Here is a 13,746-nt window from a genome sequence, read left to right as displayed (position 1 = left end):
CGCCTCCTTCCTCGAAATCTAGTGCGGATCGGTGATCGAGTAGCGCCGCCTGCGGCGCGTATCGAGATCGGGTGACCCGGTCTCGATACGGCCGCGGGCGGCCTCCTCGACCAGCGGTGCCCCGCTACGCGGGCGTCTTGACGACGACCTTCGCCGCACGCAGCAGCGTGCTGCCGAGCAGGTACCCGGTCTCGACGACGTCGGCGACCGTGTCGACCTCGACCTCGTCGGAGTGCTGCTGGAAGATCGCCTCGTGCCGCTGCGGGTCGAACGCCTCGCCCACCTCGCCGAACGGCGTGAGGCCGAGCTTCTCGACCGACGCGCGCAGCTTCGCCGCGATCGTCGCGAACGGGGTGTCGCCCTCGAGGTCGCCGTGCTTCTCGGCGCGGTCGAGGTCGTCGAGCACGGGCAGCAGCACGGCCACGGCCGCGCCGATCGCCCGCTCCCGCTCGACCTCGCGGTTCGCCTCGGTGCGCTTGCGGTAGTTCGCGTACTCGGCGGTGACCCGCTTCAGGTCGGCGAGGTGCTCGGCCGACGGGTCGTCGACCTCGGCCTGCGCGGCGTTCAGGATGTCGTCGACGGTGAGGGCCTCCTCGTCGAGCACGTCCGAGACGTCGGGTGCAGCACCCTCGGCCGTGCCGGCGGCATCCGTCGACCCCGCCTCGGGGGCGGACTGCTCGCCCGCCCCCTCGGCACCGGCGTCGGCATCGGGCTTGCGAACCTGACCCGTCTCGGGGTCGATCCGCCGCTTGTCGCGGATGATCGGCTCGTCGTGGTTCTGGTTCTCGTCAGCCATGGCTACTTCTTCTCGTCCTCGTCGTCGATGACCTCGGCGTCGACCACGTCCTCGTCGGACTGGTCGGAGCCCTCGGTGCCGGACGGGTTCGCGTCCTCACCGGGGTTGGCGCCGGCGGTCGCATCGGCCTGCTGGCCCTGCGCGTAGATCGCCTCGCCGAGCTTGCCCTGCGACTGGTTCAGCTTGTCGAACGCCGACTTCACCGCGTCGTCGTCGTCACCGGCGAGCGCGGTCTTCAGCGCGTCGACGTCGCCCTGGACCTCGTTCTTCACGTCGGCCGGGAGCTTGTCCTCGTTGTCCTTGATCAGCTTCTCGATCGAGTAGACGAGCTGCTCCGCCTGGTTGCGCGTCTCGGCCGACTCGCGGCGCTTCTTGTCCTCCGCCGCGTGCTCCTCGGCGTCGCGCACCATCCGGTCGATGTCCTCCTTCGGCAGCGACGAGCCGCCGGTGATGGTCATCGACTGCTCCTTGCCGGTGCCCTTGTCGCGCGCCGACACGTGCACGATGCCGTTCGCGTCGATGTCGAAGGTGACCTCGACCTGCGGGATGCCGCGGGGAGCCGGGGCGATGCCGGTCAGCTCGAACGTGCCGAGCGGCTTGTTGTCGCGCGTGAACTCGCGCTCGCCCTGGAACACCTGGATCGCGACCGACGGCTGGTTGTCGTCGGCGGTCGTGAAGGTCTCGCTCCGCTTGGTCGGGATGGCCGTGTTGCGCTCGATGAGCTTGGTCATGATGCCGCCCTTGGTCTCGATGCCGAGGCTCAGGGGGGTGACGTCGATGAGCAGCACGTCCTTGCGCTCGCCCTTGAGGACGCCGGCCTGGAGAGCGGCGCCGACGGCGACGACCTCGTCCGGGTTCACGCCCTTGTTGGGCTCCTTGCCGGTCTCCTGCTTCACGAGCTCGGAGACGGCGGGCATGCGGGTCGAACCGCCGACGAGCACGACGTGCGCGATGTCGGCCACCTTGATGCCGGCCTCGCGGATGACATCCTCGAACGGCTTCTTCGTGCGGTCGAGCAGGTCGCTCGTCATGTTCTCGAACTGAGCGCGCGTGAGCGTCTCGTCGAGGTTGGCCGGGCCGTTCTCGGTGAGCGAGAGGTAGGGCAGCTGGATGCTCGTCGACATGCTCGACGAGAGCTCCTTCTTGGCCTGCTCCGCGGCCTCCTTGAGGCGCTGGAGGGCGATCTTGTCCTTCGAGACGTCGACACCCGTCGAGTCCTTGAAGCGCTTGATCAGGTGCTCGACGATGCGCTGGTCCCAGTCGTCGCCGCCGAGGCGGTTGTCGCCCGCGGTCGCACGGACCTGGATGGTCGAGAAGTCGTCGTCCTTGCCCACCTCGAGGAGGGACACGTCGAACGTGCCGCCACCGAGGTCGAAGACGAGGATGAGCTCGTCCTCCTTGCCCTTGTCGAGGCCGTACGCGAGCGCGGCGGCGGTGGGCTCGTTGATGATGCGGAGCACGTTGAGGCCCGCGATCTCACCGGCCTCCTTGGTCGCCTGGCGCTCCGCGTCGTTGAAGTACGCCGGCACGGTGATGACCGCGTCGGTGACCGTGTCGCCCAGGTACTGCTCGGCGTCGCGCTTCAGCTTCTGCAGGATGCGCGCCGAGATCTCCTGCGGCGTGTAGGTCTTGCCGTCGATCTCCTTCTTCCAGTCGGTGCCCATGTGGCGCTTGACCGACGAGATGGTGCGATCGACGTTGGTCACGGCCTGGCGCTTGGCGGTCTCGCCGACGAGCACCTCGCCGTCCTTCGTGAATGCCACCACCGACGGGGTGGTGCGGAAGCCCTCGGCGTTCGCGATGACGACGGGCTCGCCGCCCTCGAGGACGCTCACGACCGAGTTGGTGGTCCCCAGGTCGATTCCGACTGCACGTGACATGTGTGTCTCTCCTTCTGCCGGGGGGTTCTCGGATGTCGCCCCGCGGCGATCGGCCCGGCGGTGCCCGCCCGCGGCCGAAGTCTGCTCGTCGAGACTTGAGCCTCGACCGCTCAAGTCTCGCAGCGGCATCCGTTCGATGTCAAGTCGGGACGCTGAAAGTTGAGCCTATGTGACTCAACCGACCTCGCCCGTCCGCATTCCCCCTGCGCCCCATCCCCCGGGCCGGGCCTCAGCCCTCGCGTGCGAGTGTCCAATGGATGTCGCCGCGACGCTCCCGTGGCGGCATCCATTGGACACTCGATGGGGGTTCGAAGCGGCGACCGGTCCTGCACAGGCCGCGATGAGGCGAGTGGACCCACCGCACGCGCCTCGGCGCCGGTGCGCCGTGGGCGCGGCGCGCAGCATGGTCCGGTGCCGGCGCGCCCCCTCCCGCCGCAACTCCGCCGAGTGCCGTTCTCGGTGCCGCGTGCCGATGAGCTCGGCGTCCCGCGTGGGCGGCTCCGCGCGCTCGACCTCTCCGCGCCCTTCCACGGCGTACGCGCCACCGTCCCCCCGGCGACCCATGCCGAGCGCTGCGCCGCGTTCGCCGCCCGCATGCCCGTCACCCAGGTGTTCAGCCACGCCACGGCCGCCCTGCTGTGGGGCGTGCCGCTGCCGTCCGCGCTGGAACGGGGGCCGCTGCACGTCTCCGCCCTGCGCGGACGCGAGCCGCGCGTGCCGGGCGTGGTCGGCCACCGGCTCCGCGCCGATCGGGTCCGGGTCGGCGCCGTCCGCGGGCTCCCCGTGGTGTCGGCGTGCGACTCGTGGTGCCAGCTCGCGACCGCGCTGTCCCACGACGACCTCGTCGCCGCCGGAGACCGGCTGCTCGGCTGGCCCCGCCCGCTCGTCTCGGCCGACGAGCTCGACGCGGCGATCGAGCGGCATCGCGGCGGACGCGGGACGAGCGCGCGGGATGCGGCACGGCTCGACCTCCGGCCGGGTGCGGCGTCGCCGCGGGAGACCCGGCTGCGGCTGCAGGTGGTACGCGCCGGCTTCCCCGAGCCGGAGCTCAATGCGCCGATCCCGCTGAGCGCGGGGTGGACCGCGCACGGCGACCTCGTCTTCCGCGCGTACGGGGTGCTGCTCGAGTACGACGGCGAGCAGCACCGCGGCGACGACGCGTAGTTCCACCGAGACGTCGAACGGCTCAACGACCTCGCCGCAGACGGGTGGATCGTGATCCGGGTCGGGCGCCGGCTGCCGATGGAGCGGGCCCTCGACCAACTCGAACGCGCGCTGCGCGGCCGCGGCTGGCGGGGCGTTCGTGCGAGCTAGAGCCGACGGATGCCGCGGTGCCGACTTCTCGGGGACGCACCGACGTCGGTGCGGGGCGCGGGCGATACGGTGAGGCGCATGACTCGGACCCTCGCGCCGCGCGTGCTCGCGGCATCCGCTGCACTGGCACTCTCACTGGGCCTCGCCGCCTGTGCGGGCGACGACCCCGCCGAGACGGCGGCGCCCACGACGCCGGCCGCCGCCTCGCCCGAGCCGACCACGGAGCCGACGACCACGGAACAGCCCGCGATCGGCGCGAGCTGCGAGGACGTGCTCGCGCCCGACGCGTACGCGAAGCTCGAGGCCGACGGGCTCGAAACGCGCAATCCCGACCCGATCGACCCGGTCGCCCAGCGGATCGTCGAGGACGGCGGGATCGCCTGCGCGTGGGTGAAGCCGCAGACCGACATCATGCTGGCCCTCGCCCACGCGACCGGCGTGGACGAGGGCGGGTGGACGACCGCCCTCGCCGAGGCCGGCTATGCGCAGGCCGACGGGCCCGTGGCCGGCGCGTGGACGGGCCCGGCCGAGCCGGGCAGCGGCGTGAGCCCGATCGTGGTGCTCGCCGACGGGACGATCACGTGGGTCAGCGCGCCCGATTTCGCGCAGTGGGTCCGTCCGGCGAGCTGACCCTTCGAAAACGCTGTCCGAATCGGCACCCACGCACGGATCAGGCGTGACGCGCTGAAGGACGCCGGAAACCTGCGCACTTCCCCGCTCGGGGGTCTGTTGCGCGCCAAACGCTTTCTCATAGGGTGCAGCCACCGGCATCAGGAAAGGGTGAGCATGATTCGGCACAGGATGAGGTTGATCGGCGGGGCGACCGCCGCGATGGTGGTCCTCGGCGCATTCGGCGCGACGGCGGCCGCGGCGGCCCCGGGCAAGGGTCCCGACAATGCGGGACCGCGATACACGGCCGGCGCTTCGGGCGTCGGCGACGCGTACTTCCCCTTCGCCGGCAACGGCGGATACGACGTCCAGCACTACGATCTCGCCATCCGCTACGCACCGCCCGCCCCATCCCCCGCGCCGCTGTCGGGTCAGTTCGACGGTGTCGCCACGATCGACCTCGTCGCCACGCAGGACCTCGACCGGTTCAACCTCGATCTGCGGGGAATGGATGTCCGCTCGGTCACGGTGAACGGCAAGGCGGCGACCGGGATCGAGCCGCCCCTGGCCGGTCAGGTCGTCGACGGTGCCGCGTACTGGCACGTGCAGGACGACGCGCAACGAAGCTGGGAGCTCACGATCCAGCCGCGGCCGAAGATCAAGGCGGGCCAGGCGGTGAAGCTCGTGATCGAGTATGGCGGCGCGACCACGCGGCCGACGGACATCGAGGACTCGCTGTACGGCTGGGTCACCATGCGCGATGGCGCGATGGTGGCGAGCGAGCCGGAGGGCTCGATGACGTGGTACCCGGTGAGCGACCACCAGACCGACAAGGCGACCTACAGCTTCGCCATCACGGTCCCCGCGGGCAAGGTCGCGGTCGCGAACGGGATCCAGCCGAAGCCGCAGGAGACGGCCGACGGCTGGACGACCTGGTTCTGGGATGCACCCGACCAGCAGGCGAGCTACCTGACGACGGCCTCGGTCGGGGACTTCGACCTGCGTCCCACCTACTACTCGACGAGCGGCGTGCCGATCATCGACGCGGTCGACACCAAGCTGACCTCGACTCGACTCACGACGACCAACGCGAGCCTCGGCCGCCAGGTCGCGATGATCGACTTCTTCGAGTCGAAGTTCGGCGCATATCCCTTCGTGGCGTACGGCTCGATCGTCGACAACGACTCGATCGCGTACGCGCTCGAGACGCAGACTCGCCCGGTCTACTCCACGCAGGCCAGCGAGGGCACCGTCGCGCACGAACTCGCCCATCAGTGGTTCGGCAATGCCGTGAGCCCGGAGCGGTGGCAGGACATCTGGCTCAACGAGGGTTGGGCGACGTACGCGACGTGGATGTGGAACGAGCATCGCGGCATCCGTACCGCGCAGACGGCGTACAACAACTGGTACGCCCCGGCGCGCAACGCGGCGTACTGGGCCTTCCAGATCGGCGATCCGGGTCCGATGGGTCTCTTCGCCCCGCAGGTCTACGACAAGGGCGCGGCCACGCTCCACGCGCTGCGACTCGAGGTCGGCGACACCGCCTTCTTCAACGCCGCGAAGCTCTGGCTCGAGCGGTACGACGACTCGGCGGGCACGTCGGAGGACTTCCAGGCCATCTACGAAGAGGTCTCGGGCAAGGACCTCGACGTGTTCTTCCAGACGTGGCTGTACGACCAGGTGAAGCCGCCGGCCACCTGGACCGTCGCGCCGTAGCGGGCGGGCACGCACGACCGGGGCGCCCGGGCATCCAGCGGATGCTCGGGCGCCTCCGCGTACGCTGGAGGGATGCCGACCGACGCGCCCGACACCCCTGCCCGCATCGCGGAGCCGGCGGCGACCCCGCGCGACGGCGCCGTGCGCGAGACGCGCAGCACCGGCATCCGCTCGACCAAGCCCCGCCAGGTGCGGCCGAAGACCGAGGGATGGCAGCAGGCGAAGGACGCCGACGGCCGCCCGCTGCTGCAGTTCGCGTCGCCGAAGCGCGGCAAGCCGCCCGCCCACCTCGCCGACCTCGCACCCGAGGAGTGGAAGGCGAAGGCCGACGAGCTCGGCGTGCCCGCGTTCCGGCTCAAGCAGGTCGCCCGCCACTACTTCACGCGCTGGACCACCGACCCCGCCGAGATGACCGACCTCCCGGCTGAGGGCCGCGAGGAGCTCGTCGCCGGGCTGCTGCCGCCGCTGCTCACCGAGGTGAAGCGCCTCGAGACCGACCGCGGCGACACGATCAAGTTCCTCTGGAAGCTGCACGACGGTGCGCTCGTCGAGTCGGTGCTCATGCGCTACCCGGGCCGCATCACGCTGTGCGTGTCGAGCCAGGCCGGCTGCGGCATGAACTGCCCGTTCTGCGCGACCGGCCAGGCGGGCCTCACGCGCAACATGTCGGCCGCCGAGATCCTCGACCAGGTCGTCGCCGCGAACCGCGTCATCGCCTCGGGTGCGCTGCACGGCAAGCGCGCCGACGACGGCACGCCCGAGCGCGTCTCGAACATCGTGTTCATGGGAATGGGCGAGCCGCTCGCGAACTACGCCCGGCTCATGCGGGCCGTGCGCACCATGGCCGCGCCCGCGCCGAACGGCCTCGGCATGTCGGCCCGCAACATCACCGTCTCGACGGTCGGCCTCGTGCCCGCCATCCGCAAGCTCGCCGACGAGCACGTGCCCGTCACGTTCGCGCTCAGCCTGCACGCGCCCGACGACGGGCTGCGCGACGAACTCATCCCGGTGAACTCGCGCTGGAAGGTCGACGAGGCGCTCGATGCCGCACGCGAGTACTTCGAGAAGACCGGCCGGCGCGTGTCGATCGAGTACGCCCTCATCAAGGACATGAACGACCACGGATGGCGCGCCGACCTGCTCGCCGAGAAGCTCAACGAGCGCGGCCACGGGTGGGTGCACGTCAACCCGATTCCACTGAACCCGACGCCCGGCTCGATCTGGACCGCGTCCGAGGTCGACGTGCAGCAGGAGTTCGTGCGTCGCCTCACGGCCGCCGGCATCCCCACCACGATCCGCGACACGCGCGGCAAGGAGATCGACGGCGCCTGCGGGCAGCTCGTCGCGACCGAGGAGGACGAGGCGGTCGCCGCCCGCGCCTGACCGCTTCACCTGCCCGATCCGGAGCCGCGGGTACGCTACCGCCATGATCCGAACGTCGCTTCCGGCGCTCGCCGGCGCGGGGCTCGTCCTGGGCCTCCTCACCGGATGCGTCGCGGAGCCCGCCCCGCCCGCGTCGCGCCCCACCGGCAGTGCGCCCCCGAGCGCGTCCGGGTCCGCCGGCTCGGTGAGCCCGACCGCGAGCGCGGCGCCCGCGCCGACCACGTCGTCCGGCGAGGAGATCACCTGCGAGAACGTGCTCGCGACCGAGGACGCCGCGCGCCTCGAAGCCGACGGGCTGGAGTACCGCGCGGACCGCTCCGAGCCCTTCGGTCCGGCCGCCGCCGAGCTCGCCGCCGACGGCGGGTTGTCGTGCACCTGGCTCGGCGACGGCGACCTCGGCGTCTGGTTCACGATCCTGTCCGAGACGGATGCCGCGTGGCAGGCGCGTTCGGCCGGGCTGCAGGGGTCCGGGTGGGTCGAGACCGGCTACCCGCTTCCCGGCGCACTCGAGGCCCCGCCGGACTACGACCCGAACTACATCCCCGTCATGGCGCACGTCGACGGCGTGACGTACTTCACCACCTCGGCCGACTTCCTCGTCCAGCTCGCCCAGTCGGGCTAGCGCGGGACGGCGAGCGCGGGACGGCTCACCCAGGCCTGCGGCTCACCCGCCGAGCACCCCCTCCGCCGCCGCGGACGGCTTCGGGTCGGGCTGGCGTCGCATCCTGAGCGCGTTGAGGATGCCGAGGAGTCCGGCGAACAGCGGCACGAGCAGGGCGACCTGCAGTGCGATGTGCCGGGCCTCGGTGTTGATCGCGAGGATCTCGTCCTGCACGTCCTCGGGTTCGTCGGCGAGGAGTTCCTCGAGGCCGGTGTTGGAGACGAGCTGGGCGTCCTCCTCGAGCACGGCGGCCACCTGCTGCTGTTGCTCGTCGGACAGCACGGTGCTGGCATCCGCTCTCGCGGTGAACGTGAACGAGAGAGTGGCGAGCATGATCGCGCCGGCGAAGGCGATGCCGAACGACAGGCCGAACGATCCGGCGGCGGAGTTCACGCCCGCGGCCTCGCTCACGCGCTCGTCGGAGATCGGCGAGAGCGTGTAGTTGTTCAGCTGCGAGACGAGCAGGCCGAGGCCGGCGCCGGCGACGACGAGCGGCAGCAGCAGCCACCAGCCGGAGTCCGCGCGCGGGACGATCGGCATGAGGATCGCGACGCCGACGACGAGCAGGGCGAACCCGAGCAGGATGACGTTCGCGGGCCGGCCGCGACCGCGACGCCCGGCGAGGAGCGCCACGACGAACATGGTGAGCGACAGCGGCGCGATCGACAGCCCCGCCCACAGCGCGTTGTACTCGAGCACCATCTGCAGGTAGAGCGGCAGCACGATCATGGTTCCGCCGAGCGCGACCTGCTGCAGGAGCTGGCCGCTCGCGCCGAATCGGAAGGGCTTCGACTCGAACAGCGCGCGGTCGATGAGCGTCGCCCGCTTCCGGCGCTTGCGATCGCGGAGCCACCAGACGAAGCCGGCGAGCGCGACGGCGCCGACGCCGATGAGCACGCCGACGTAGGCGCCACCCTCCTGCCAGACGAGGATGCCGAGCACGACCCCGCCCATGCCGACGACCGAGAGCAGCGCCCCCACCCAGTCGACCGCGCGCGAACCCGTGTAAGGCACGTCCTTCACGAGACGGATGCCGGACAGGACGATCGCGATGATGACCGCCTCCATCAGGAAGCCGACGCGCCAGGACAGGAACGTGGTGATGAACCCGCCGATGAGGGGGCCGACGGCGGCGGCGATCGCGGCGGAGGCCCCGACGAGCGCGTAGACCCGCTTCTGGTGGGCGCCGGTGAAGTTGCCGTGGATGAGCGACTGCATCGACGGCAGCAGCAGCGAGGCGCCGATGCCGCCGATGACCGCCCAGAACACGATGATCGCGGTGAGGCCCTGGGCGAGGGTCATCGCGACGGCGCCGATCGCGTAACCCAGCAGTCCGAGGACGTACGCGAGCTTTCGGCCGATGAGGTCGCCCGCCTTGCCGCCGATGAGGATGAACGCCGCGGAGACGAGCGCCTCGAGCGCGATCGCGCCCTGCACGCCGCTCGCCGTGGTCCCGAGGTCGCGCACGACCGCCGAGATCGACACGTTCATGATCGACGTGTCGACGACGAGCACGAACATCGCCATCGCGAGCAGGATGGCGAGCCGACCGTTGAAGGGCTCGATCCCGGATGCCGCGGGCGCGTCGGGCCCGCTCGTCGGCGTGGTCATGCCTCATCAGAGCACGCGCGTACGGCGCCCCCAGGGACCAACGGCCTCCCGCTCGCTCGGGAGCGGGCCGCGAAGCGTGAGCGCTGATCCGCGACCCCGGGGTCTGGACGGATGCCGCGGCACGGGCGTATGCTCGTGCGGGCCGCGCCACGCGGCATCCGTCGCCTCGATCGAGGCGAGCACGAGCGCCCAGCGGGCCGAGACCGGAAGGAGTGAGCGATGAACACCGTCCTTGTCGCGCGTATCGCAGACACCCTTCCCTGCGAGGCCGCCCGCTAGCATCCGCGACGGTGGCCTCCACGATCTCGGAGAACCACCGTGAACATGCTGTCGTCACTCGACGATTCCGCCGCGCGCCGCGCGGCATCCGCCACGCCGCTCGCCGCGGCGTTCGCCCACGACCTCGCCTTCGCCGACGTCGAGCCGGGCGAGGACCAGCGCTGGTCCACCTGGCCGGCCACCCAGCCCAGCGAGCGCGGGCCTCTCCCGCGCCCCGACTGGGTCGTCACCTCCGCCGCCGCGATCGACACCGAACTCGGCATCGTGAAGACCGGCAAGGAGGCCGACCTCTGGCTCATCGAACGCGCGGTGCCGGGTGCGCCGCCCGAGGTGCCCGGCAACCGCACGCTCCTCGCCGCGAAGCGCTATCGCGGCACCGAACATCGGATGTTCCATCGCTCGGCGGTGTACACCGAGGGCCGCGCGGCGCCGCGCCGCAGCCGTGACGTGCGCGCCGTGCAGCGCTCGTCGTCGTACGGCCGCGAGGTCGCGCGCACCGAGTGGGCGTACGCCGAGTTCGCCGCGCTCAGCCGGCTGGCCGAGCTCGGCGCGGCCGTCCCGTATCCCGTGCAGGTCGGCGAGACCGAGGTGCTCATGGAGTTCATCGGCGAGGGGCGGGTGGCGGCGCCGCGGCTCGCGCAGGTCCGCGCCTCGCGCGACGAGCTGCGCGACCTGTTCCACCAGGTCGTGGACTTCATGCACACGCTCGCGTTCGCGGGCCTCGCGCACGGCGACCTCTCGCCGTACAACCTGCTCGTGCACCGGGAACGCGTGGTCGCGATCGATCTGCCGCAGGTGGTCGACGTCGTCGCGAACCCGAACGGATTCGACCTGCTGCACCGCGACTGCGTCAACGTGTGCGACTGGTTCACGCGGCAGCGGCTCGAGTGCGACGCCGAGGACCTGTTCGCGCAGCTCGTCGGCGACGTGACCGGCTGAGGCGCGGCATCCGCTCGTCTGGTTGGACGCCGCCGAGCACAGGTCGGACGGGAATCGTCGGTACCGGATCGCCGATCCGACGATTCCCGTCCGCCGGGCTCGCACCCAGGCGACCCGGGCGGCGCAAGGGGCTCGCGATCCTCGGCGCTCGCGCCTACGCTGCCGCGCATGCGACTCGCGACGTGGAACGTGCTCTGGCGGTTCGCGCCCGACTGGCGGGCGCGCGAGCGCGGGATCCTGGCGACGCTCGAACGCGTCGCCCCGGACGTGCTCGGCCTGCAGGAGTGCTGGGCGACCCGGACGGAGTCGCAGGCCGATCGCATCGCCGCGCACCTCGGGATGCACGCCGCCTTCGCGGGCCCGTCGCTGCCGCCGGTGCCGGAGCCGCCGGAGCACGACGACCAGGCAGGGGTGCGGATGGGCGTGGGCCTCGTCAGCCGGTGGCCGATCGCCGGCACCGTGGAGCACGAGCTGCCCGTGAGCCACCGGCAGGTCGCCCCGGTCGCCCTCGAGGCGCGGATCGCGCACCCCGAGACGCCGTTCCGCGTCGTGGTCGCGGCCACCGAATGGGAACCGGCGTACGCCGACGACCACCTCGCCCAGACGACGCGGCTCGCCGAGTTGATCGGCGCGCCCGACCAGGCGCCGCCGACGTTCCTCCTCGCCGACCTCAACTGCGACGTCTCCCAGGCCGAGTTCGCGCCGCTGGCGCCGGTGGCGGTGGATGCCTGGGCGATCGCCGGCGGTGCAGCGGATGCGGTGACGCTGAGCTCGGCGGTTCCGTTCGCACCGCTCGAGGCGGTGAAGGAGATGGATCGGCGGATCGACCACATCCTCATCGCCAACGGATCCGGCGCCGTCGTGGAGGCCGCATCGATCGTCGATGAGCCGATCGGCGGGCTCTTCCCGAGCGACCACTTCATGGTGACGGCCGACGTGCGCCTCCCGCCGCGGTGACGCGCACACCGGTCGGGCGGTGCTCGCGACCACTTCCGCCCGGGTGCTCCGAGCCGCTAGCCTGCACGGGATCGACGCGGATCGGCCCGGCCGGGCGCGCCGTCACCGCCCGTTCACCCCGCGCCGGAAGACTGCCCCCATGACCGACCCACAGCCCCCGGCGGAGCGCGCCTCGACCGCGACCGCCCCGCACCTCTCGACCGGCGAGCTGCGGGTCATCACCGGCCTCGAGCTCGCCGGCGACCGGCCCGTGCCGCGCCGGCAGGTGTGGTCGTGGGCGCTGTGGGACTGGGCGACGCAGCCGTTCAACTCCGTCATCACGACGTTCGTCTTCTCGGTGTACCTCACGAGCGCCCTGTTCCTCGCGCCGCAGGTGGCCGGGCTGTCGCCCGACGATCCCGCGTACGAGCGCGGCCTCGCCGAGCTCTCGTCGCAGCTGGGGCTCGCGGTCGGCCTCGGCGGCATCCTCATCGCGGTGCTCGCGCCGGTGCTGGGGCAGCGAGCGGATGCCGCGGGCCGGCGCAAGTTCTGGCTGGCCCTCGCCACGGGCGGGGTGGTGCTCTGCCAGGCGATGATGGTGTTCGTCGAGGCGGACTGGCGCTTCTTCTGGCTGGGGGCGGGGCTGCTCGCGGCCGGCACGGTGTTCCAGGAGATCGCGGGCGTGAACTACAACGCCATGCTCGTGCAGGTGTCGAACGCGCGCACGGTGGGTCGCGTGAGCGGGCTCGGCTGGGGCTTCGGCTACCTCGGCGGCATCGTGGTGCTCGCGCTGGTCGTCGTGGCCGACTTCGCCGACTGGTTCGGCATCCCGACCGACGGCGGGCTCAACATCCGGCTCGTGGCGCTGTTCTGCGCGATCTGGACGGTGGTGTTCTCGCTGCCGATCTTCCTCAACGTGCCCGAGGCCCCGGCCGCACCGGGCCGCGAGCGCGTCGGCTTCTTCCGCAGCTACGTGGTGCTCGGGCGGGACATCGCCCGGCTCTGGCGCGAGGCGCGTCCGACGTTCTGGTTCCTGCTGGCGAGCGCGGTGTACCGCGACGGGCTCGCGGGCGTCTTCACATTCGGCGCGGTGATCGCGAGCATCACGTTCGGCTTCTCGTTCAACGAGGTCGTGATCTTCGGCGTCGCCGCCAACGTGGTGGCGGGCGTGTCGACGATCGTGGTCGGCCGGCTCGACGACCGGTTCGGTCCGCGGGCCGTGATCCTCGCGACCCTCGGCGGGCTGATCGTCTCGGCGGTCGTCGTCTTCGTCGCACACGACGCCGGCAAGACGGTGTTCTGGGTGTTCGGCCTGTTCCTGTCGGCCCTCGTGGGGCCCGCCCAGGCCGCGAGCCGGTCGTTCCTCGCCCGGGTGACCCCGGCCGGACGCGAGGGTGAGATCTTCGGGCTGTACGCGACCACTGGCCGCGCGGCGAGCTTCCTCGCACCGCTCGCGTGGGCGGGATTCATCGCGGTGTTCGGCGCGCAGTACTGGGGCATCCTGGGCATCGCGCTCGTCCTCGCGGCCGGGTTCGTGATGATGCTGTTCGTGCGGCTGCCGAAGCGGGTCGCGGATGCCGCGCACGCGACCCCGTCCTCAGTGCCCCGCTCCGACGGCTAGC

Annotated in this window: 11 protein-coding genes; 8 read left to right on the top strand and 3 right to left on the bottom strand. The window is 71.6% G+C overall.

The annotated features are described in order from the left end of the window. Nucleotides 1-124 precede the first annotated feature (124 nt). Both M1L56_RS09185 and dnaK read right to left on the bottom strand, forming a co-directional pair. Nucleotides 125-796, bottom strand: coding sequence for a nucleotide exchange factor GrpE (locus M1L56_RS09185; protein ID WP_248598986.1), 672 nt, complete (start codon nt 794-796; stop codon nt 125-127). 2 nt (nt 797-798) lie between these two features. Next, the gene (dnaK, locus tag M1L56_RS09180) at nt 799-2,676 is read right to left on the bottom strand and encodes a molecular chaperone DnaK (RefSeq protein WP_067949528.1); all 1,878 of its coding nucleotides are present in this window, start codon (nt 2,674-2,676) and stop codon (nt 799-801) included. 411 nt (nt 2,677-3,087) lie between these two features. On the opposite strand from dnaK, the gene M1L56_RS09175 reads away from it, so the two are divergent. From M1L56_RS09175 to M1L56_RS09155, 5 genes are all read left to right on the top strand, one after another. Further along, entirely contained in the window at nt 3,088-3,840 is a 753-nt protein-coding gene (locus M1L56_RS09175) for a hypothetical protein (RefSeq protein WP_248598985.1), read from the top strand. Between the two features lie 228 nt (nt 3,841-4,068). Further along, a complete protein-coding gene (locus M1L56_RS09170; RefSeq protein WP_248598984.1) occupies nt 4,069-4,620 on the top strand; it encodes a hypothetical protein in 552 nt (183 codons plus the stop codon). A 171-nt stretch (nt 4,621-4,791) separates the two neighbouring features. Beyond that, a complete protein-coding gene (locus M1L56_RS09165; RefSeq protein WP_248598983.1) occupies nt 4,792-6,315 on the top strand; it encodes a M1 family metallopeptidase in 1,524 nt (507 codons plus the stop codon). A 72-nt stretch (nt 6,316-6,387) separates the two neighbouring features. Beyond that, complete coding sequence (gene rlmN / locus M1L56_RS09160; RefSeq protein WP_248598982.1) at nt 6,388-7,698, top strand: 23S rRNA (adenine(2503)-C(2))-methyltransferase RlmN; 1,311 nt, start codon at nt 6,388-6,390, stop codon at nt 7,696-7,698. A gap of 43 nt (nt 7,699-7,741) precedes the next feature. Then, nucleotides 7,742-8,320 carry a hypothetical protein gene (locus M1L56_RS09155; RefSeq protein WP_248598981.1) on the top strand — a complete coding sequence of 193 codons (579 nt, stop codon included), beginning with the start codon at nt 7,742-7,744 and terminating at the stop codon, nt 8,318-8,320. A 42-nt stretch (nt 8,321-8,362) separates the two neighbouring features. Here the strand turns inward: M1L56_RS09155 and M1L56_RS09150 are convergent, their stop codons facing one another. Further along, the gene (locus M1L56_RS09150; protein ID WP_248598980.1) at nt 8,363-9,970 is read right to left on the bottom strand and encodes an MFS transporter; all 1,608 of its coding nucleotides are present in this window, start codon (nt 9,968-9,970) and stop codon (nt 8,363-8,365) included. 324 nt (nt 9,971-10,294) lie between these two features. Between M1L56_RS09150 and M1L56_RS09145 the strand changes: the two genes are divergently transcribed. The 3 genes from M1L56_RS09145 to M1L56_RS09135 all read left to right on the top strand — a co-directional run bounded on the left by M1L56_RS09145 (nt 10,295) and on the right by M1L56_RS09135 (nt 13,745). Beyond that, entirely contained in the window at nt 10,295-11,188 is an 894-nt protein-coding gene (locus tag M1L56_RS09145) for a serine protein kinase RIO (RefSeq protein ID WP_248599137.1), read from the top strand. Between the two features lie 168 nt (nt 11,189-11,356). Next, nucleotides 11,357-12,145: an endonuclease/exonuclease/phosphatase family protein gene (locus M1L56_RS09140; protein WP_248598979.1), complete on the top strand. Its 789-nt coding sequence runs from the start codon at nt 11,357-11,359 to the stop codon at nt 12,143-12,145. Nucleotides 12,146-12,284: 139 nt separating this feature from the next. Further along, a complete protein-coding gene (locus M1L56_RS09135) occupies nt 12,285-13,745 on the top strand; it encodes an MFS transporter (protein WP_248598978.1) in 1,461 nt (486 codons plus the stop codon). Nucleotide 13,746 lies beyond the last annotated feature (1 nt).

Origin of the sequence: Agromyces sp. C10 (genome assembly GCF_023217995.1) — a bacterium.
GTDB lineage: Bacteria > Actinomycetota > Actinomycetes > Actinomycetales > Microbacteriaceae > Agromyces > Agromyces indicus.
This window is presented reverse-complemented; position numbering and strand designations above follow the sequence as displayed.

What these genes read in the sequence shown, in the direction of transcription:
- rlmN (WP_248598982.1), top strand. Translation starts at nt 6,388, where the DNA reads ATGCCGACCGACGCGCCCGACACCCCTGCCCGCATCGCGGAGCCGGCG.
- M1L56_RS09155 (WP_248598981.1), top strand. Translation starts at nt 7,742, where the DNA reads ATGATCCGAACGTCGCTTCCGGCGCTCGCCGGCGCGGGGCTCGTCCTG.
- M1L56_RS09135 (WP_248598978.1), top strand. Translation starts at nt 12,285, where the DNA reads ATGACCGACCCACAGCCCCCGGCGGAGCGCGCCTCGACCGCGACCGCC.
- M1L56_RS09150 (WP_248598980.1), bottom strand. Translation starts at nt 9,970, where the DNA reads ATGACCACGCCGACGAGCGGGCCCGACGCGCCCGCGGCATCCGGGATC.
- M1L56_RS09170 (WP_248598984.1), top strand. Translation starts at nt 4,069, where the DNA reads ATGACTCGGACCCTCGCGCCGCGCGTGCTCGCGGCATCCGCTGCACTG.
- M1L56_RS09185 (WP_248598986.1), bottom strand. Translation starts at nt 796, where the DNA reads ATGGCTGACGAGAACCAGAACCACGACGAGCCGATCATCCGCGACAAG.
- M1L56_RS09145 (WP_248599137.1), top strand. Translation starts at nt 10,295, where the DNA reads ATGCTGTCGTCACTCGACGATTCCGCCGCGCGCCGCGCGGCATCCGCC.
- M1L56_RS09140 (WP_248598979.1), top strand. Translation starts at nt 11,357, where the DNA reads ATGCGACTCGCGACGTGGAACGTGCTCTGGCGGTTCGCGCCCGACTGG.
- M1L56_RS09165 (WP_248598983.1), top strand. Translation starts at nt 4,792, where the DNA reads ATGAGGTTGATCGGCGGGGCGACCGCCGCGATGGTGGTCCTCGGCGCA.
- dnaK (WP_067949528.1), bottom strand. Translation starts at nt 2,676, where the DNA reads ATGTCACGTGCAGTCGGAATCGACCTGGGGACCACCAACTCGGTCGTG.